This window comes from Streptococcus sp. 10824 (genome assembly GCF_013276595.1).
GTDB lineage: Bacteria > Bacillota > Bacilli > Lactobacillales > Streptococcaceae > Streptococcus > Streptococcus pseudopneumoniae.
In genome coordinates this window covers 1-18,874 of sequence record NZ_VMLH01000083.1, presented here as the reverse complement: position 1 = coordinate 18,874, position 18,874 = coordinate 1, and the positions used below count along the sequence as shown (strand labels likewise).

Sequence of the window (18,874 nt, the reverse complement as noted above, 5' to 3'; positions counted from 1 at the left end):
ATTTTCATTGAGTATAAGTGACCGTTTAGGAACAGATTTAGTCTTTCTAGGGACAGTAGAAATCTGAGGACAAATAAGGGATATAATGGAGTCAGAAAAAATCAATCTCCAAAAAGGAGAAAAGAAAGGATTTTTATGATGAAAAAATATCTTTATTCTAGTTTGTTAGTTCTTGCAGGAGGCGTTCTCCTAGCAAATACTACGGTAGCCTATGCTGATTCCCCATCAGCAAGTGAGAAAGAAGCGATTGCTCAATTAGTTAATCAAGGCAAGATAAAAGCTGAAGAAGCTGATCAAGTAAAATTGATTGGTTTTGAAGATAAAGAAACCCAAGCAGAGGGAAATCAAGAGAAGAAAGCTTTCAATCAATATCGTGATCCGAAAGGAACATGGATGCAAACCAATGGTAAATGGTGGTTTAAATACGGTTCAGGTGGGTATGCTAAAAATTGGGAACAATTAGATGGCAAGTGGTACTATTTTGATGACCAAGGATGGATGAAAGAAAATACTTGGATTCAACCTGATGGTAATTATTACTACTTATCTGCTAGTGGTGCTATGGTCACTGGTTATCAACGTGTGAATGGTACACCATACTTCTTTAGAGCCAGTGGTGTATGGGTAGAAAATCGTGGACAGGCACTTGGTGAATACGCAGAGACATTTGTAGGAAAAATCCCATATGTTTGGGGTGGGGCAGATTTGAATAGTGGCGTAGATTGCTCAGGATTTACGATGGCTATTCATGCTAAGTTTGATATTAGTATTCCTAGAGTAACCTATGGTCAAGCGACAGGAGGAAGCTATGTAAGTAATGGCTCACAACTTCCTGGAGATTTAATATTGTACAATGGCGACCAAGGTTCAAATCAACATGTGGGTATTTATGTTGGTGGTGGCAAGGTAGTTCATGCTCCAGATAGAGGTCAAGATGTTTCTTATATGAATCAATATGGAATGGAACAAAATACAATTCGTAGATATTGGTAATATTGTCTAATTTTTCACAATATTATTGACTTTGACAATGAAAAGTATTAGAATATAGCTAAATAAAGAGGGAAAACCCTCTTATAGCTATTCAATAAAGGAGGAAATGGCTATGAAAAAATCTAAATTACTTACTCTTGGTTTGCTTGCAGGTGCTGGTCTGCTTTTGTCTATCAACCAAGCACAGGCTGCAGATACTTGGGTTAAAAATGGTGCTGACTGGAATCTTTCTCAAGATGGCAGCCTAGCTAAGGATAAATGGGTACAAAATGCTGGGTCATGGTATCACTTCGATAGCGCTGGTAAAATGCAGACAGGCTGGCTCAAAGACGGTGATACATGGTATTCTCTAGCAGATAGTGGTGCTATGCGCACTGGCTGGTACAAGGAAGGCAACACATGGTACTCACTAGCTAATAGTGGTGCCATGCGTACAGGTTGGTACAAAGAAGGGTCTACATGGTACTATCTTCATTTTAGTGGTTCTATGATGACAGGTTGGGTGTTCATAGATGGTAAATGGTCTTACTTTGAAAAATCAGGTGCTATGGTTGCAGATAGAGCTGTTCCAGCCAGTGATGGGGAAAGTTATGTCATTGGTAAGGATGGCTATCTAGCAAATAGAAAAGATGCTGGATACAGTATTCATGATATTGTCAAACTTGGAGATGGGCAAGAATATTTGCTAAATGCTAAAGGTGACGATGTTATTATTGAAAAAAATGCTTGGTATATCAGACCAGAGTTCAAGAAGTTTTCTAATAAATATGGAGATGAGGTTGCAAATACTACCTTAGCTTTAGTGGATAATAAAGAAGAAGGACAAGAAATTGATCCTAAGGCAGTTGTACAGAACTTCCAAAACTTACCAAATCGCTACTACTTTGATGAAAATGGACATCGTGTGATTAATATCCCAGCAATGACAACCTATTCAGATATTAAAAAAGTTGGCAATGATGTCTATTTAGAAAATCCAGGTGCACGACTTCGTCTTGGAGCTACCCACTTTACAATCAATAACAATAAACTATACTATTTAGAAAATGAGCAAGGTAAGCTCAAAACAGGTTACTTTGTATTGATTGATGATGGTATGGCTACAACCCACTATCACATCCTAGCCTATGCGGATCAATCTGGTGAAATTCTTAAGATGAAACGCTTGCCATCAGGAGTTTCAGATTATCTGGATAAAGAAATCGATGGTTTATATGGTGAAAAAATTAAAATTGAATCTCCACACTCAAACGAATATTATAAAGTGGTTGTGGTTAAATAAAAATAACATCTTCACAACTAATCGTTAACGCTCTAACCAATATACCATTTTCAAGAGGCTTTAGATTTCTTGTATTTTAAAAGAAAACTAAAGCCTTTTGTAGATGGAGCAGGGGATAGAGTTGTCTATAAAATAATGAAAAGGAGTCTGTCATGGAAATGAAAAATATATTTGTAGAATTGAAACAATTTGAAGAATTAACTCCAGAGGCTTTGGAGAAAGTGAATGGTGGAGGGATTTTTGAAGATGCCGTAAAATGGTGCGATAAGTTATTTAGTACGGGTAGACACTTTGCTTAAATTCACAGTATTCGTTAGAGATTAGATTTATTTATGATTATTTTAGAATTCTTAGTTTCTGTGCTATATATACTGTTGGTAGTCGTTTCAACCATGGTTCCTACTATTTATTTGGGTGCTCAAATTTCCCCAGAATTTTATAAAAAACGTTATTGGGTCCTTGTATTTTTAATTAGTTTATCTGCTCGCCAAACATTTGGAGAATTATTTCATATAGGAATCATTCTCTTCTTTTACTGTATTTTTTTACTAGTATTGCACAAGGGAAAAGGGGAAGCTTTTTTTCTTTCTCTGTATCTTTTTCTCTTCTTTCAAAGTATTCGTTATTTATTTTTGACAATTTGGATTCGTGTATTATCTGGTGAGCCTTGTTGTTTTGTAGATTCGTTTTCCACTTTATATAGATCTGTATTTGATTTATTATCAATATTTCTATGTTCTACAATTATGAAACGTTGTTCTTTGGATTTGGATTTATTCTTTTCAGATGCTTTCAAAACCCACTATTATAAGAGTTTTTTCATTATCCTACCTCTGACTGGATTTAGGATATTCTCTTCGTTTATGACCAATAGAAATAGTTCGTTCTACGTTCGTTTTGATACGACCATTTCTCTCCTGATTTTCATTCTCTTTTTCTCTTGGCTCTTTTACATCAAGCATTTGGAGCAGGTTTATCGTGATGAGCAGACCATTCAGAGACAGGAAGATGAAAATCGTTCCTTGCAAGGAATGGTGGATAAGTTGGGACATCTCTATGATGAGGTTCGAGGTTTCCGTCATGATTTTGCGGGAATTGTCGCCAGCATGGAGCCTGCCATAGCAAATCAAGACATGGCTGAGGTATCTACCATTTATCAAGATGTCTTTCTAAAGACTAATGAAAAGCTGAGGAAGGCGGATTACACGGCCTTTAATCTTCACAATATCCATGATATAGCTATTCGCAATACCTTGGCAAAAGCCATGATTGTGGCAGATAAGCAGGGAATTCATTTTAGTTTGGAGACGGTGGGGGTTGTCGAAGAGCTGGCATTGCCTATGTTGGAGGCTATCCGTATCCTCTCTATCCTCACGACAAATGCTTTAGAAGCAGCCAGTGAGGCTGAAAATCCGCAGATTCGGGTTGCTTTATTGGCAGGTGATAGGAGTGTCCGTTTTATCATTGAAAACACTCGTAAGAAAGAAGAACTGAATCCCAGTATTCTCAGTCAAAAGGGTTACTCTACCAAGGATAACCACAGTGGACTGGGCTTGGCAACCTTGGAGGACATGGTTTTTCATTATGATTTAAACTTAGATACCCAGCTAGGAGAGACGACTTTTAGACAAGATTTAGAATTGCCATTTAAGGATGAGAAACGAGGGGGAGAGGAATGAGAATTTTAGTTTTGGAAGACGATAGAGTCCAGCAAGGACGGATAGAGCAGACTTTACTAGATATCGGTCGCTCTCGCAATTTAAGATTGGAAATTGATATTGCCAAAAACTATGGGGATGTTGAAAAGTATTCTCAGTATTTTGACCATTACCAGCTCTATTTATTAGATTTAGAGATTGATGGAGAGCGTGAACGGGGCTTTCAGGTTGCTCAACAGGTTCGGGAGCGGGATCCTTTTACAAGCATTGTCTTTGTGTCCACGCACTCGGAGGCCTTACCTCTAGCTTTTCGCTACCACTTGTCTGCCTTGGATTTTATTTCCAAGGATCAGCCAGAGGCGGACTACTGTCATCAGCTGGAGCGCTGTCTGGACTATGTACTGGCAGTAGATAAGAGGGAAAATATGCGTCTCTTTACCTATAGTTTTGAGGGAAGAAGGGGCTTCACTCTGCCCTACCATGAAATTTTAGCCTTTGAAACTTCAGTGGAATCCCATCGTATCAAGGTCTATTATGCCAATCATTCTATCAAGACCATTTATGGCAGTCTCAAGGATATCGCTGCCAAGGCTGAAAAAGATTACTTTGTCTATGCCAATCGCAATACGTTAGTCAGTTTACAGGCTATTGAAGAGATGACTGCCACAGAAGTGACCTTGTTAGAAGGCTTGCATTTCCCCGTATCACGAACAGCCAGAAGAACCCTTAAAAAATATCTTAATGTCTAATATCTGTTAGATTTGAATGAGTTTATCAATAAGAATATCGGAAAATTTTCTGATATTCTTATTTTTTGACTTCTTTTTCGAATAGATAAGTAAGAGGAAAAAGAAAGGAGCTTGCTTCATGTATCTACCAATTTTTTATCCGTGGTTTACTAAATTATTTTTCAAATAAAATTTGATTTAGTTGTTTATTTTCGAATTGTTTTTCGAATAGATAAGTAAGAGGAAAAAGAAAGGAGTTTGCTTTATGTATCTACCAATTTTCTATTCATGGTTCATTAAATTATTTTTTAAATAAAATTTAATTTAGTTGTACATTTTTGAAATTTTTTTCGAATAGATAAGTGAGAAGAAAAAGAAAGGAATAAAATAATGAAAGAACATTATTACGGATTTGTTGAGCTAACTTCGGAAGAATTGACCGATATTCAAGGTGGAGAAAATTGGACGAAGACCCTTGTAGATTGGTACATTGGATTTCGTAGAGGTTTTGGTTTTTAGGAGGATAAGAGATGAATGAAATGAATGATAAGTATACTATTGAAGTATTAAAGGAAAGTGACTTAGCCTTGCTGGTGGGTGGTAGTGAGGCAAGTTACCAACATGGTTTAATGGTGGGGTTCATTTTACGTCGTGCGTTATTTGGATTCTAAGATAATATTTAGAGAGTGAAGCTTACCTACAACAATGAACAGAATATATGAAAAAGGAAATACAAATAACTACCTTTTTCAATTGTTAAGAATCAAAAAAGGAGAATAAGATGGAACAAATTAAAAATATGGAAAATAATTTTCATGTAATGAGTCATGAGGAATTGGCCGATGTAGAAGGAGGCTTGCTATTTGGTCTGGTAGTAGTTGGAGGAGTCGCAATTGCAGGAACATTTTTATTGGGTGCGGTAGATGGTGCTTCAGGAGCACATGCTAAGCGTCGTGGACGTTAACAGGGAAGGAAGAGCGCTGATGGAACGCATAATAGAAAGTTGGATTACTAGGGTAGAGAATTTTTACAGTTTGCAGTCAATTCCTGTGAAAGTATTCATTTTCATAGTTGGAGTAGTTGGGATTTATGCTTTAGGGACATTACTTTTAGGACCGGTTTATTGGGCGGGGCAGAAGTTTGGCGAAACAATTTACAATTATTTGTTTCAATAAAAAATTATAGATAAAGAGGAACAGACATAATGAATATGATAAAAATTGAAGAAAAATTTACAAGTCTTACAGAAAAAGATTTGGCAACAGTAGAGGGTGGTCGAGTGTCATGGAGAGGTAATATTAACATCGATGTCCACAAAGTGATTGATAGTACGGGAAGATTTTTCGGTGGTATCTATAATGCTGGTAGATCATTTGGGCGAAATGTTTACAATGCATTTTATTAATATAGTTTATTAAAATGAATATCATATATTATATTTTTGAATTCGTTTTCGAATAGATAAATAAGAGGAATACAGGGAATGATTATTTCAGTAATTCAAGATTTGGATGAAACAATTTAATAAACACTGCTATACCAAACTTGTCAAGTTTGCAACAAGACAAGCATTAAAATAAAAAAGGAGGCATTCGTTATGAATACAAAAACGATGTCACAATTTGAAATTATGGATACTGAGATACTTGCTTGCCTTGAAGGTGGCGGATGCAATTGGGGAGATTTTGCCAAAGCAGGTGTTGGAGGAGGAGCAGCACGAGGTCTTCAGCTAGGAATTAAAACAGGAACATGGCAAGGTGCAGCAACTGGTGCTGCGGGAGGAGCTATATTTGGAGGTGTGGCCTATGCAGCGACATGTTGGTGGTAATTATGGATTTTAAAAGTTTTATTATTGGTTTAGTAGTTGGTATATTTGGTCCCTATATGGATGATCTAATTAGAAAAAAATTTTTAAAGTCTTCGGAGAAGAAAACAGAAAAATTTGTCAAAAAATAATCAAAACGATAAATGATGAATCTGATTCAAAATTATCTTGCACATGTAAAGAGGACCATCTCTCCTCTTATCAGGTAAATAGGAATCTTGCAGTAGCGAATCAAAAAAGGAGTAACTATGAATCGTAATTTAGAACGGTGTTATCTATTCTGACTATGAATAGATCATACCAGAGGTGGCTTATAAATAGCGGGGACATTAGAAATTGAAGTAACTTTAAATAGGATGTCGTAAAGGTTACTATCAATGATTTATTTGTCCCAAGCTTGCCTAGGGTGTCAGAAAAAAATCATTTTCCTTTCAATAGCATATTTTTAGTAGGTAGGACGTTTGTTCTGCCTATTTTTTATCCAAAAAGTGCAGTTGAGGTGTTTATTTATATCGTTTGGAGTTTATTTGGAGTTTTACATGTATTTTTGATAAAAAATAGGCATAGAAATTAGGAAAGTTGAAGAAAAGGAATGAAGAAGGTCTTAGTTTGTGATTTTTTACATACTTTTAAGTCTTGATGAAGTAGTTTGAACTAATATATAATTGCTAGAAATTGAATACACTACTCCTTGAGGGCATTTTGCCCTCTTTTATATTTTACAATAAGTGTAAAAAGGAGAGTTTTTATGCGTTACGGTTATGTTCGAGTATCTACAAAAGAACAAAATATTGATAGGCAATTTTCAGCATTGGTAGAAAACAAATTATCAAAAGAGAATATTTTTATTGATTACGTTTCAGGAAAAGATTTTGACAGAATGGAATATCAAAAATTATTAACTACCTTGAAAGAAAATGATGAATTGGTTATTAAATCAATTGATAGGTTGGGAAGAAACTATGATGAAATTTTAGAACAATGGCAAGCAATTACTAAGAAAAAGAAAGTAAATATAACTGTTTTAGATTTCCCCTTATTAAATACAAAGAATAGCAATGATAATATCACAGGAAAACTAATCTCCGATATCGTTTTACAAGTCCTATCTTATGTGGCACAGTTTGAAAGAGAACAAATCAAACAAAGACAAATGGAAGGAATACGGGAAGCACAGAAAAAAGGGAAGAAATTCGGCAGACCAAAATTGGTTGTTCCGAATAATCTCCCTGATGTGATAGCTCAATATAAGAAAAAAGAAATAACCTTACGAGAAGGTGCAGACATCTTAGGAGTATCAAAAAGCACCTTTCACAATTGGATAAAAAATTCATAGTTCTTGTCAAAAAACCTAGGATTTTTTGGACAGAAAATACAGTCTATTTTAGAAGCGTTTTCGTTAGAAAAAAGGTTCTAAAATCCAGCATTTTGACCAATTATTATTACACTTCCATTTTATCAAGTTTGTCCAAAAAAGTCTAGATTTTAGGACAAACTGATTATTTTACAATAAATAAAAATAGGGGGACACGAAATGGACACCAAAGCTAAAAAGTTCACACTTGCAACGATTTCAGCTCTATCACTTCTTGGGGTAGGAATTGTTACATCACAATCAGTAGTTGCTAATGATAGGCTGGTTTCCACTCAAGCAATCAAAGGTCAATCCTACAATATCTTAAACTCTGAGGTCACTAGTACTTCTTCTGGTACTACTCTAGTTGGGATTGAAGGGACTTTCTTAACGCCAGATAAACAGGCTATCTTAGATCGTATCAATGCTATTCGAAAAGAGGCAGCAGATGAAGGTCTAGTTACTAGCTATGTTCCGATCAAATGGTCAACTGAACTAGAAAAAACAGCCTTCGTTCGGGCAGCAGAAGCTTCTGTAACTAGGCATCATAAACGTTTATCTAATAAAGATATTTGGAGTGCCTGGCCTTCAGGGAATTTTTCACTAGCCGAAAACTTAGCTTGGAACTATGATGGATTTATGACAGCTATTAATCAATGGTATGACGAAAAAGCAGATTACGTCAAATCTCGTAGTGGGGCAAGTGTATCTGGTCAAACTGGACACTACGAATCCTTAATCAATTCAGAATTGACCTATATGGGTTTGGCAGCCTTTGAAAACCCTGTCACTCAAAATGGATGGATTACCGTTGCACAAAGTTTCGGAACATCATCTGGTGGCTCTGAAGAATTAGCTGGTGGTTATGGAAAGGCCATTCAATATACAGAAGCAAATTCTTCTCAGATTCAAACATTTGCGACTAAGGCGAATCTTTTTGACAAAGACTTGAAGGCAATCGGAACTCATACCAGTAAGAAAACAAAACAAGGTAAGTCTAACGGGACTAATAAACCAGGTTTCTTTTTTCAAATGCAAGATATTGGTAGGGGTATGGGTTTTTGGCGACAATCTGGTTCTCGTTGGTGGTTTATGCAACTTGATGGGTCTTACCCTTACAATCAGTGGGCAAAATTAGATAATATCTGGTATCACTTCGATAGTTCAGGTTGGATGCAAACTGGCTGGATAAAAGACAACGGCACGTGGTACTATCTCGACGGTTCAGGTGCTATGAAGACTGGTTGGTTCAAGGATAACGGTAGTTGGTATTATCTTGATAGCTCAGGTGCTATGAAAACAGGCTGGATGAAGGTATCTGGGAAATGGTACTATGCCTATAGCTCTGGTGCCCTAGCAATCAATACGACTACACCAGACGGCTATCGCGTCAATTACAATGGAGAATGGGTATAGGATAAGATTATAAAAAATAGATAAAAAGAAAAGGAATACAAAAATTATGAAAAAAATCGTTTTAACGACTACAGCAGTTTTATCACTCCTAGCAACAGGAGCTACAATTTCAAGTGTCAATGCAGCAAGTGGCGTCCCGATGGTCAAGTTCTGGTCTCCTGCAGCTAATGCTTATGTTGAAGAACCTGCTCCTGGGTATCGTGATACAGATTTAGTCGCAACAGATGTGACGCTTGTAGAAAAAAGAAAAGCACAACTTGGAGCATTTTCTGATGGTGAATTTACAACGGTTGATTGGGTAGATAATGCTTATAGACAAGAATTCTCTAAGCAATTTGCAAGTTTTGAATCCAACGGCATTGCTACATTCAACGGTAAAACAATTGTCTTTAAAGCAACAGACTATGGTATCTATACCATGAAGTTTGAATTAAATGGTACTCTCTATAAGTTAACTGCTGATGTCAGAGAAAATCTAGGAAAAGGAGGTCCTTTTTACACTTATGTAACCAAACTAGAAGTCTTATCAAATAATCAAGCAAATACTATCTCGAATACGAGTACTGAAAAACAAATAGAAGCAACAATTACAAAGGTTGAAATTCATCATTTTGGATTTAATTTTGAAGGTGTACTCTCAGAGCCACTACAACACGGAGGAGATAATGCAGCTAGAGGAAATGTTACTCTAATTGATAAGGCTACCGGAAAGATTGTGTACCAACATAATAATGATGTCATCTTTAGTGGTCTAACTAATGACGTCAACGACCAATTTCTTTTGCCTTTAATTTATAGTAATAAATTTAAAGGGGATGTTTTCGATATCAGACAGTTTCCTGCCGGAACATACATCTTGGAGATGTCTGGAGAAGCTGGCTCTCCGCACGATCACTCAGTTGATAATAGAAAACGTGTCTTTAAAGTTAGAAAAGAGGTGACTATCGGAAATCCTTCAACAAATTCAAATACTAACACCACAACTCAATCAGGTTCGAATTCATCTAGCTCGTCAACTTCTACAAGTTCGTCATCTGGAAACTATTCTAACACGGATACAACCATGACGACCCATCAGTCTAAATCTACTTGGATGTATTCGAATGGTCGCTGGTGGTATAAACACGAAGATGGCACTTATACAACTAATGACTGGGAAAAAATCAATGGTGTTTGGTATCGTTTTGATAACTCTGGTTGGATGCAAACTGGCTGGGTAAAAGACAACGGCACGTGGTACTATCTCGACGGCTCAGGTGCGATGAAGACAGGTTGGGTCAAAGATAACGGTAGCTGGTACTACCTTCAAGATTCAGGAGCTATGAAAACAGGCTGGATGAAAGTATCTGGCAAATGGTACTATGCCTATAGCTCTGGTGCACTCGCAATCAATACAACTACACCTGACGGTTATCGTGTCAGTTACAACGGTGAGTGGGTATAAAAACAATTTCAAATTGTAAGATTAAACATATGAAAAAATTATTTCTATTCAGTATTAGTATATTAGCTATCTCTATTTTAACGGCTTGCCAACATCAGAGTGAAAACACTTCTGCAACAAGTTCTGAAGCAATTGCTTCAAGTACTAGTTCAACTTTTTCTACATCGGAAGAGAAGAAACCTGATTACACCCTATATAATCCTGTTCTTAAAGAATATGCCAAAGTATTAGATGGTTCGTCAACTTCACATACAGAGATCAATTCAAAAGCAAACTTAAAAAACACTTATCCTAAAGAATATTCTGGATTACAGTATAGCTTGTATGATTTAGACCAAGACGGTACGGACGAACTTTTGATTGCCCTAAAAATGGATTCTAACTATTACGATTTATTAGATATTCGAACTCTTAAAAATGGTGAAGTTATTCGACTGACCAATGCAGAAAACAATCTGGACTTTATTGGAGAGCGAGTACATTTTAATCCTTTAGAAAATGGTTATTTTCAATTATCTACCCGAGTATCTACTAATCAAATCCAACTTAAACTATACAAGTTGAATCAGGATGGAACACTGTTAGAACTAGTCATTGAATCAGATACAGAAGAGGGACTGGGGACAAAACCACCTTCCCTTGACATAAGATCTTTCTTTTGGAAATCTGTCACAAGTCTCATAAATGGAGAAACAAGCCTTCCGTCAGAAAGTAAAGGGATGGATATTACTGCAATTCAAAATGGAGATTTTTCTAGTGTCGCAGGCACTTGGAGGAATCGTACAGGTATTGAATTCACCTTTGACAAAAATGGTTTAGTAAGTGATCATTCCAAGATTTCAATTGAACATGCTAAGGAAATTGACCACTATCTCAAGGCAAGTTCTGTTTCTAAAGATGGAGGTGCTGGTGCAGCTATTGCCTTTTTACCAGCAGGAATCCCTATAACCATGTCTGTCACCTCTTCTTCAGATAATGGCTATACTGACTCGTCTGATATTACACAAGACCGCTTATGGTTTGGACACCAACTTATCAATGGTAGTACCGAGGGATTTTTTTACAAGGTAGAATAGTTTTAATAGACTTACAAATTTATCAATAAGAATGTCGGAAAATTTTCTGATATTCTTATTTTTTTGACTTCCTTTTCGAATAGATAAGTAAGAGGAAACAGAAAGGAGTTTGCTTTATGTATCTACCAATTTTTTATCCGTGGTTTACTAAATTATTTTTCAAATAAAATTTGATTTAGTTGTTTATTTTCGAATTGTTTTTCGAATAGATAAGTAAGAGGAAAAAAGAAAGGAATAAAATAATGAAAGAACATTACTATGGATTTGTTGAGCTAACTTCGGAAGAATTGACCGATATTCAAGGTGGAGAAAGTTGGGTGAAGACCCTTGCAGATTGGTACATTGGATTTCGTAGAGGTTTTGGTTTTTAGGAGGATAAGAGATGAATGAAATGAATGATAAGTATACTATTGAAGTATTAAAGGAGAGCGACTTAGCTTTGCTGGTGGGTGGTAGCAAGGAAAGTTATCAACGGGGTCTAATTACAGGTCTATTGTTACGCGGTATATTTATTGGAACCCCATTTTTTAGAAGATAAGATTTAGAAAAAATAGAACAAGAGGAGAAAAAAGATGACAAATTTTGACAAAATGGAACAGAACTTTGTAGCTCTTACAGAAGAAGAGTTGATGGATGTGGATGGGGGAGCATTGCCTCTTGTAATCGCCGGAGTGTCTATCTGGAAGATAGGTGCAGCAGTAGCAGGTGGAGCAGCAGCGCTTTTTGCAGGAGGAGCAGCTTTAGGGTATTATGCGAATAGACCATAATCTGATTGTAGTCAGAGAGGCATTTCTATGTTTTTAAAAAAAGAAGTGATATTATTAGGGGTATTGTTATCGCTACGTATTATTTTTACTATCGTTCAAATTTTAATTGACTATAAAATATTATCAGGACAGTATAGTGTAAATTTTATGGATATTTCAGAAGTATTTACTTATCCAATACTCATTTTAATCATTTACATAGCAATAAAATATAATACAAAGGAGTAATGACGAATATGAACTTAGAACAATTTTATCAATTATCTGACGATGAATTAGTGGGAACAAAAGGTGGTTTTGGTCTTGCGGAAGCAGTTGGGATTGCAGGAGTACTGAATGCTGCTGTACAAATTTTTAATGCTGGTTACAAATTTGGTTCAGATTTTGCTCGTCGTGGGCGTTAGATAATGAACAGTCACAACCTTAATCTCAATACATTGTTACCTAAACTAGCCACGATATGTCCTTTATTGGGAATAACCCTTAATGTTGCGCTTCATGTGATTCGTACAGGTTCGTTAGTATCCTTTAATTGGCAATGGACTTTGGTTGGTTTGCTTTTCTCAGCATATTTTGGTATTTTTCGCAAAGATTTGTCAAAAAATAATCAAAACTATAAATGAAGAACATGAATCAAAAGGATTTTGTGTATATGAATGGTAGCGTTTTTCCGCCATTCTTGTCAGGTAAATAGGAGCTTTCTATGAAAACATTTTTATTAGGCTTTGCTGAGGGTTATTTTACCGTATCGCTCATAATCTACATCGCAACGTATTTGATGTTAAAAAATCCGATCAATGCCTTATTTTATCCAGAAATTTACCCCGTTTTATTTGGGCTCTTTTATCTAGGGTATAAGGTCAATAAAAAGTAAGTAGAGTGAGCAGTTAAGAATGACTTGTTAGTCTGCGCTGAAAATAGCTAGGCTAGGATCTAAGGATGCATCACATTGGAGTTTAATATGAAATTTGTTAAATCAATACTGAAAGTTTGGCCTGAAATCATGGTATTACTTAGTTCGATGTCCTATATAATCATTAGATTAGTAGCTGACATAAATAAAGTATCTTTACCTACTTGGTTTGATAGTTTCAATATACCAACGATTGCATTATTTATGATGGTCTTCATTCTTTTATACAGAAGTAAAGAAAAAAAGAATGGATAAATTTGAGGTAGTAGACGTTCTATAGGGAATAGGTGTCTTATAGTAACGAATCAAAAAAAGGAGTAACTATGAATCGTAATTTAGAACGGTGTTATCTATTCTGACTAGGAATAGATTATACCAGAGGTGGCTTAGAAATAGCAGGGACATTAAAAATTGAAGTAACTTTAAATAGGATGTCGTAAAGGTTACTATCAATGATTTATTTGTCCCAAGCTTGCCTAGGGTGTCAGAAAAAAATCATTTTCCTTTCAATAGCATATTTTTAGTAGGTAAGACGTTTGTTCTGCCTATTTTTTGCCAAAAAAGTGTATTTGAGCTGTTTATTTGGAGTTTTACATGTATTTTTTGATAAAATTTGATAAAATAGGTATAGAAATTAGGAGAGTTGAAGAAAAGAAATGAAGAAGGTTTTAAGATATTTTTTAGTATTTATTTTTCTATTTTTGATGAATATTTTCATCTTTAAGATACTAGCAACTCTGGGATTTCAGCTGAGAATGAGTGAAAAGAGTTATATTGTACCACCGCTGTTTTTGATTATCGTTTTGTACATGATTGACAAAAGAATTAGGAAGAAAAAGAAATCTTTGTAATCAACTTAAGGAGTATTACTATGGATGAGTTGAAACGTGAAATTGGTTATAAAATCAAAACTATTAGGCGATCTTGTGGAAAAACTCAGATAGATATTTGTGGTGATGAATCAGAGTTGACGATTCGTCAGCTAGCACGTATTGAAAATGGGCAAGCTTTAGCAACACTTCCTAAATTATTATTGATTGCGGATAAACTTGGAGTATCATTACAGAATATTGTGGATGTTAAGGTTATAGAGATTCCAAAAGGATTCCTAAAACTCAAAGATGAGCTGATTCATTCTCAAACCTATGCTGATAAGGGAAGAATCGAACGAAAAGAAGCTATACTTGAGGAAATATATGAAAACTATTATGAGAATTTGCCTGAGGAAGAGCAGTTAATTGTGGATGTGACACAAGCTCGTTTTGATATTTATGGTAGTTCAGATGTGACCTACGGTTTAGGGTTAGTGGAAGAATATTTCCAGCAGTTATTAAAAAAGAAATATTTTTCTGTAAATGATTTGTTGATTATTGAATTGTATTTCTTTTGTTGTGCTATGGGATTAGAAGATAAAGAACATTTTGAGGAGTTAGCTCAAAAAGTATTGCTATGTTCAGAATATGAAGATAAGGCTAGCCTAGCTCAGATGGAAAAAGTTCTTCTGAGCCTATTTATCCAAATTCAGACAGAAGATAGTCTGATATATATTCAAACATTTGAGAAAATTATTGCTAAAACAAGACATGTTTTTTACCGACCTCATCTATTTTTGCTAAAGGCAAAATATGCTTTATTTGTAGACAAGAATATTTTAGAGGCAGAAAGTTTCTATGAAAAGGCAATTTCTCTAGCAGAATTGCTAGATGATCAGATATTAGTTCAGAGAATCTTAGAAGAAAAACAAATAGATTTCCCAACAACCTGACTTCTAAGTCATGTTGTTTTTTCATGTTTTTGTTATACTAAGCCTATAAAGAAAACGCTCTCAAAAAGAAAGGAGGTTTATTATGGTTGGAACGTTATTTGTCCCTTTAAGTATAAGAGTTTGGTTCTATCTATAATATCAGGTAGAGATTAATGGAATAAAGTATTCTTATATTGGATTAAAGGAATGTTTTAATAGGTTTCCTACATTAGTATAGAGGATGAAACTCAATTTTCAATGATATAAAAGAGTGATTTGGAGATTGTGAGGGTTGAGTATGTTTATTTATGATGTAGGAAGTGTAAACTAAAAAGGAGGTAGTAATCGTATAAAAGTTAAATAGACATTATCTTTTATTGAGTCTTAGTGATATAAAAGTAATTTGATAATCTAGGAAAATGTAGTAGTAATTTATTTATTATAGATATGTTAATAAAAGTAGTATAAAATATAGACGAACATTTGAAGAGAGTTAGGAATACAACATGTGCGAATTAACTCTCAATAAAACATACATAATATACAAAAGGAGTACACTAAAATGAAATCTAAAAGAATGGAATTTCATAATAAATTTCTCATTGTTTCAGCAATGTTAGCAGTCATTAGTTGGTTAAGCTTAGGTGTTGTTTCTTTTCCTATGTTGGCTGGGACATTAGGAATTTCGACAAAAGCTGCTGCTACTGTAGTCAATTTGATTAGTGCTTATAGTACAGTTACAGCAGTAATTTCAATTGTAGGTGCAATCACAGGAGTAGGTTCTATTGGTTCGGGTATTGCAGCAACAGTTCTTTATATATTGAAAAAGAAGAGTGCTGCTCAAGCAGCTCTATGGTAGAACTAGATGAAAATACTTTCTAAAAAAGAATGTGAAAGTATTTTAGGTTATCTTAATTTTATTGGGATAACCCTTTTGTTTTTTGTTATCATAAGTTTGTCAATCTATTTTAAAAGCTATCTTCCTTTTCAAGGGAAATTATTTTTACTTTTTTTGGTAGTAGATTACGCTACTTTGAATCGTTATAATATGAAACTGCCTATCCAAAGTAAAAAAATAAATACTTTCTATATAAGGAAAAACTATATTTTTCTCTATCTTCTTGCCATTGTCAAGAAATATTATTCTTTCCAAATTTTACAATCATTCATTTATTTATTTATTTTGTATTTTCTAGATATTATTGGATATTTTTATTTATACATTACTCTTTGTTTGATAGTTATTCAAATTATTTCTTTAATTCTACCTAGTTTGTTTTCAATTATAAGTAAATTGTTCTTATTTTTATCTATAGGACTATTGTCTATAGAACAAGGACAAGTTGTAATTTATGTCATACTACTCAATTATTTTATTTTAGTCATGGGGATATTAGATAATCATGCGAGTAATTTCTATTTTAAAAGCAGTCGAATGAGCCAAAAAAGATTTCGTAGCAGTCTATTTATATTGCTTCGTTTTTGTTGGTTAAATAAAGGGTTAACTTTTTCTTTTATTTTGATTAGTATTCTTCTTTCCTATCTATTTTGGTATATGATGACGATGTTATCAATTGATGGTACAAAAATACCAATATTGTTTCTTTATACCTCAATATATATCACATTAATGGAGGCAATAATAGGGAATCATAAATCCTCAATTGGGGTAGATCTAGCTTTACTTCAATTATCTGCTCTTAATCATTCTAAAATGAATTTCTTTTTTAAGAATGCACAACTAATGATGTTGACGCATTTAATCTCTTTCTTACAATTTTCATTGTTGTTATGTTTGATTCCGGTGACAAGTTATAGTAATGATATAAAAAGTATTTTGTTGAATTTGTTATTGATTCCATTCAATTATTTTATAGCCTATGTCTATTATAAGAAAGCTCTATTTTTAATTAAAGGTACAATTAGTTTATTGAGATGGAGTTTTCTGGTTTTATATTGTTTTCTGATATTATTTGTAACTTTAGTAGGGGGCATTAGATGAGAAAAAGTGGTTTTCTGATTTACTATGTGTTATTTTGTACGGTCTGTTTTTCACTAGGTTTACTTTTAAGCTTTATATTAAAAAGTGAGACTTTTGCTACTATACCTCCGAAACTGGAATTACAATTTACATTGACAGTTTTACAGGCAAATTCTACAAATTTTTTGCTATATCTATTCTGTTTTCCGATTTCGCCCTTATTGCAACTTTTTGATTTGCTATCTTTAGGAATACAATTGGGTATATCTGGTCAGATGATTGGAATAGTAGCTACAATAAAAGGAATATTACCTCATGGTCTTATTGAAATACCGAATTTTATTTGGTATCAAGGTATGAGTCAGTATCTTTTATACCGATTATTGAAGGATAGGGGAATTGAAAATATACTTATTTATATAAAAAGTAATTTAAAATGGTATATCATTTCTTATATTTTATTAATTTTAGCAGCGTTGATAGAGGGAATTAAATTATGAAAATTGAAAATGAATCTAAAAGTTATGATAAATGTATACTGAAAAATATATCACTAGAGATTGATAAGGGAATTTACAGAGTTGAAGGAGAGAATGGTTCAGGAAAGAGCACCCTTCTACAACTTTTAGCTGGGCTAGAGACTTTTGATAGTGGTTTAAAGAATTGTGTCTCCAAAGATGTACTATACCTTGATACCAATCAGCTTGGGGTTATTCCATTTACTATAGAAGAAAATTTGCAGTTGTTGTGTGATTCTTTTCAAATCCATCTATCATTTGAGGATAAAGAACAAATTAATACTTTTTTTGATAATAAAATCGGAGATAACTATATGACAGCATCTACTGGAACAAAATTCAAATTAGGCTTATCCTTAATTTTTGCTAAAAATTGGGATTATATTTTTATTGATGAGACCTTATCAACAGTGGATGCAAGAAGTATTGATATGATTGCTAAACGCTTAATTTCCATGAAAGAAAGCTCTACTATTATATATGTATCTCATAATTTATTGAATCAAGAATTGATTAGCAAATCTCAAAGGATTTTAATAGAGGAAGGACGGGTTTATGAAATTTCAAACAAATAATAGTTTATACAAATTAATGAATCTGATTATTTATCTTTTTCTTTTATATTTGTTTATTGATTTACTGATGAAGTCGGGAATTTTAGATGAACAAATTGATAAATTATCTGAACTATCTAATCTTTTTACAATTAAAATAGAAACAATATTGACAGTGATTTCTGTTGTTTTCACATTTATAGCAACTCTTATTGAATATGGATTTTCTCTCTTTCTGATTACATTATTTTTTGATAAGGATAAGAGGAACTTTGGAGATATTCTTTTATCTAAAAATATAACCTTAAGTTTTAGCATTTTACTTTGTTACTTATTTAATCCATCGGATATAAAGTTTGCTTATTTCAGCATATTGACAGTATTACTAATTGGGATAACAAATTATGCGAGATTTAAAAATTTAAGATTGACAGTAGTATTTTCTGTACCATTTTTATTTAATGCTATAGTGTCTATTATAAATAGTTTTTAGAAATACTAAAATTTCTTTTCTTTACTTAATAATGACACGAAATCATTTCGGTTTTATTAACTTGGAATTCTTATATTTTCTAGGTAGAACGTTTGTTCTGCCTATTTTCTTATGGCTTCAAGCCAGTT

31 protein-coding genes are annotated in these 18,874 nt (G+C 33.9%); 30 read left to right on the top strand and 1 reads right to left on the bottom strand.

All coding sequences use genetic code 11. The annotated features are described in order from the left end of the window. Nucleotides 1-135 precede the first annotated feature (135 nt). From HT701_RS07930 to HT701_RS07920, 3 genes are all read left to right on the top strand, one after another. The gene (locus HT701_RS07930) at nucleotides 136-993 is read left to right on the top strand and encodes a C40 family peptidase (protein ID WP_119919610.1); all 858 of its coding nucleotides are present in this window, start codon (nucleotides 136-138) and stop codon (nucleotides 991-993) included. Nucleotides 994-1,105: 112 nt separating this feature from the next. Continuing rightward, nucleotides 1,106-2,275, top strand: a complete 1,170-nt coding sequence (locus HT701_RS07925; RefSeq protein WP_138705312.1) for an N-acetylmuramoyl-L-alanine amidase family protein — start codon at nucleotides 1,106-1,108, stop codon at nucleotides 2,273-2,275. Nucleotides 2,276-2,427: 152 nt separating this feature from the next. Beyond that, the gene (locus HT701_RS07920) at nucleotides 2,428-2,574 is read left to right on the top strand and encodes a smi_0057.1 family bacteriocin-like peptide (protein ID WP_023940555.1); all 147 of its coding nucleotides are present in this window, start codon (nucleotides 2,428-2,430) and stop codon (nucleotides 2,572-2,574) included. 323 nt (nucleotides 2,575-2,897) lie between these two features. On the opposite strand, the gene HT701_RS11535 is transcribed toward HT701_RS07920, so the two are convergent. Continuing rightward, nucleotides 2,898-3,071 (bottom strand): hypothetical protein, encoded by a 174-nt coding sequence (locus HT701_RS11535; protein ID WP_171042144.1) that lies wholly within the window; start codon nucleotides 3,069-3,071, stop codon nucleotides 2,898-2,900. A gap of 67 nt (nucleotides 3,072-3,138) precedes the next feature. Here HT701_RS11535 and HT701_RS11530 point away from each other — a divergent pair, with 67 nt between their 5' ends. The 27 genes from HT701_RS11530 (at nucleotide 3,139) to HT701_RS07805 (ending at nucleotide 18,746) form a co-directional block, all read left to right on the top strand. Next, on the top strand, nucleotides 3,139-3,954 hold the full coding sequence (locus HT701_RS11530) for a GHKL domain-containing protein (RefSeq protein ID WP_007285090.1): 816 nt from the start codon (nucleotides 3,139-3,141) through the stop codon (nucleotides 3,952-3,954). Further along, the gene (locus HT701_RS07910) at nucleotides 3,951-4,682 is read left to right on the top strand and encodes a response regulator transcription factor (protein ID WP_001221866.1); all 732 of its coding nucleotides are present in this window, start codon (nucleotides 3,951-3,953) and stop codon (nucleotides 4,680-4,682) included. Before HT701_RS11530 ends, HT701_RS07910 begins: the two co-directional genes overlap by 4 nt. Nucleotides 4,683-5,051: 369 nt before the next feature. Then, nucleotides 5,052-5,180, top strand: a complete 129-nt coding sequence (locus HT701_RS07905; RefSeq protein ID WP_000658221.1) for a smi_0059.1 family bacteriocin-like peptide — start codon at nucleotides 5,052-5,054, stop codon at nucleotides 5,178-5,180. An 11-nt stretch (nucleotides 5,181-5,191) separates the two neighbouring features. Further along, entirely contained in the window at nucleotides 5,192-5,332 is a 141-nt protein-coding gene (locus tag HT701_RS07900; protein ID WP_001004581.1) for a hypothetical protein, read from the top strand. Nucleotides 5,333-5,442: 110 nt separating this feature from the next. Further along, nucleotides 5,443-5,625 (top strand): class IIb bacteriocin, lactobin A/cerein 7B family, encoded by a 183-nt coding sequence (locus HT701_RS07895; RefSeq protein WP_000435077.1) that lies wholly within the window; start codon nucleotides 5,443-5,445, stop codon nucleotides 5,623-5,625. 19 nt (nucleotides 5,626-5,644) lie between these two features. After that, the gene (locus HT701_RS07890) at nucleotides 5,645-5,836 is read left to right on the top strand and encodes a hypothetical protein (RefSeq protein ID WP_000439598.1); all 192 of its coding nucleotides are present in this window, start codon (nucleotides 5,645-5,647) and stop codon (nucleotides 5,834-5,836) included. 29 nt (nucleotides 5,837-5,865) lie between these two features. Next, the gene (locus HT701_RS07885; protein WP_001055966.1) at nucleotides 5,866-6,066 is read left to right on the top strand and encodes an SPPN_00645 family bacteriocin-like peptide; all 201 of its coding nucleotides are present in this window, start codon (nucleotides 5,866-5,868) and stop codon (nucleotides 6,064-6,066) included. A gap of 192 nt (nucleotides 6,067-6,258) precedes the next feature. Next, nucleotides 6,259-6,489 (top strand): bacteriocin-like peptide BlpU, encoded by a 231-nt coding sequence (blpU, locus tag HT701_RS07880; RefSeq protein ID WP_001093485.1) that lies wholly within the window; start codon nucleotides 6,259-6,261, stop codon nucleotides 6,487-6,489. A gap of 2 nt (nucleotides 6,490-6,491) precedes the next feature. After that, nucleotides 6,492-6,617, top strand: coding sequence for a PncF family bacteriocin immunity protein (locus tag HT701_RS11880; RefSeq protein ID WP_007284823.1), 126 nt, complete (start codon nucleotides 6,492-6,494; stop codon nucleotides 6,615-6,617). Nucleotides 6,618-7,234: 617 nt separating this feature from the next. Then, entirely contained in the window at nucleotides 7,235-7,822 is a 588-nt protein-coding gene (locus HT701_RS07875; RefSeq protein WP_023935475.1) for a recombinase family protein, read from the top strand. 198 nt (nucleotides 7,823-8,020) lie between these two features. Beyond that, the gene (locus tag HT701_RS07870; RefSeq protein ID WP_023935473.1) at nucleotides 8,021-9,256 is read left to right on the top strand and encodes a CAP domain-containing protein; all 1,236 of its coding nucleotides are present in this window, start codon (nucleotides 8,021-8,023) and stop codon (nucleotides 9,254-9,256) included. A 46-nt stretch (nucleotides 9,257-9,302) separates the two neighbouring features. After that, nucleotides 9,303-10,700 (top strand): N-acetylmuramoyl-L-alanine amidase family protein, encoded by a 1,398-nt coding sequence (locus tag HT701_RS07865; RefSeq protein ID WP_000725077.1) that lies wholly within the window; start codon nucleotides 9,303-9,305, stop codon nucleotides 10,698-10,700. 29 nt (nucleotides 10,701-10,729) lie between these two features. Beyond that, nucleotides 10,730-11,776 carry a DUF6287 domain-containing protein gene (locus HT701_RS07860; RefSeq protein WP_000732623.1) on the top strand — a complete coding sequence of 349 codons (1,047 nt, stop codon included), beginning with the start codon at nucleotides 10,730-10,732 and terminating at the stop codon, nucleotides 11,774-11,776. A 242-nt stretch (nucleotides 11,777-12,018) separates the two neighbouring features. Continuing rightward, complete coding sequence (locus HT701_RS07855) at nucleotides 12,019-12,147, top strand: smi_0059.1 family bacteriocin-like peptide (RefSeq protein WP_000658224.1); 129 nt, start codon at nucleotides 12,019-12,021, stop codon at nucleotides 12,145-12,147. An 11-nt stretch (nucleotides 12,148-12,158) separates the two neighbouring features. Then, the gene (locus HT701_RS07850) at nucleotides 12,159-12,314 is read left to right on the top strand and encodes a hypothetical protein (RefSeq protein ID WP_001004584.1); all 156 of its coding nucleotides are present in this window, start codon (nucleotides 12,159-12,161) and stop codon (nucleotides 12,312-12,314) included. Between the two features lie 34 nt (nucleotides 12,315-12,348). Then, nucleotides 12,349-12,543, top strand: coding sequence for a class IIb bacteriocin, lactobin A/cerein 7B family (locus HT701_RS07845; RefSeq protein ID WP_000180815.1), 195 nt, complete (start codon nucleotides 12,349-12,351; stop codon nucleotides 12,541-12,543). Between the two features lie 27 nt (nucleotides 12,544-12,570). Further along, nucleotides 12,571-12,771, top strand: coding sequence for a hypothetical protein (locus HT701_RS07840; RefSeq protein WP_023940558.1), 201 nt, complete (start codon nucleotides 12,571-12,573; stop codon nucleotides 12,769-12,771). Between the two features lie 8 nt (nucleotides 12,772-12,779). Then, nucleotides 12,780-12,947 (top strand): class IIb bacteriocin, lactobin A/cerein 7B family, encoded by a 168-nt coding sequence (locus HT701_RS07835; RefSeq protein ID WP_001047582.1) that lies wholly within the window; start codon nucleotides 12,780-12,782, stop codon nucleotides 12,945-12,947. Between the two features lie 3 nt (nucleotides 12,948-12,950). Then, a complete protein-coding gene (locus HT701_RS11525) occupies nucleotides 12,951-13,166 on the top strand; it encodes a bacteriocin immunity protein (RefSeq protein WP_119919612.1) in 216 nt (71 codons plus the stop codon). Between the two features lie 338 nt (nucleotides 13,167-13,504). Further along, the gene (locus HT701_RS11520; protein WP_119919613.1) at nucleotides 13,505-13,711 is read left to right on the top strand and encodes a bacteriocin immunity protein; all 207 of its coding nucleotides are present in this window, start codon (nucleotides 13,505-13,507) and stop codon (nucleotides 13,709-13,711) included. A gap of 401 nt (nucleotides 13,712-14,112) precedes the next feature. Next, a complete protein-coding gene (locus tag HT701_RS11515) occupies nucleotides 14,113-14,307 on the top strand; it encodes a hypothetical protein (RefSeq protein WP_119919614.1) in 195 nt (64 codons plus the stop codon). A 20-nt stretch (nucleotides 14,308-14,327) separates the two neighbouring features. After that, on the top strand, nucleotides 14,328-15,221 hold the full coding sequence (locus tag HT701_RS07830; protein ID WP_000343887.1) for an XRE family transcriptional regulator: 894 nt from the start codon (nucleotides 14,328-14,330) through the stop codon (nucleotides 15,219-15,221). 541 nt (nucleotides 15,222-15,762) lie between these two features. Further along, the gene (locus HT701_RS07825) at nucleotides 15,763-16,059 is read left to right on the top strand and encodes an uberolysin/carnocyclin family circular bacteriocin (protein WP_000837727.1); all 297 of its coding nucleotides are present in this window, start codon (nucleotides 15,763-15,765) and stop codon (nucleotides 16,057-16,059) included. A 6-nt stretch (nucleotides 16,060-16,065) separates the two neighbouring features. After that, nucleotides 16,066-17,202 (top strand): hypothetical protein, encoded by a 1,137-nt coding sequence (locus HT701_RS07820; protein ID WP_000698830.1) that lies wholly within the window; start codon nucleotides 16,066-16,068, stop codon nucleotides 17,200-17,202. Further along, the gene (locus HT701_RS07815) at nucleotides 17,199-17,681 is read left to right on the top strand and encodes a stage II sporulation protein M (protein ID WP_001232096.1); all 483 of its coding nucleotides are present in this window, start codon (nucleotides 17,199-17,201) and stop codon (nucleotides 17,679-17,681) included. Before HT701_RS07820 ends, HT701_RS07815 begins: the two co-directional genes overlap by 4 nt. Continuing rightward, nucleotides 17,678-18,274, top strand: a complete 597-nt coding sequence (locus tag HT701_RS07810; RefSeq protein WP_000687786.1) for an ATP-binding cassette domain-containing protein — start codon at nucleotides 17,678-17,680, stop codon at nucleotides 18,272-18,274. Before HT701_RS07815 ends, HT701_RS07810 begins: the two co-directional genes overlap by 4 nt. Further along, nucleotides 18,255-18,746, top strand: coding sequence for a hypothetical protein (locus HT701_RS07805; protein ID WP_000671988.1), 492 nt, complete (start codon nucleotides 18,255-18,257; stop codon nucleotides 18,744-18,746). The genes HT701_RS07810 and HT701_RS07805 overlap by 20 nt, the downstream gene beginning before the upstream one ends. Nucleotides 18,747-18,874: the final 128 nt, after the last annotated feature.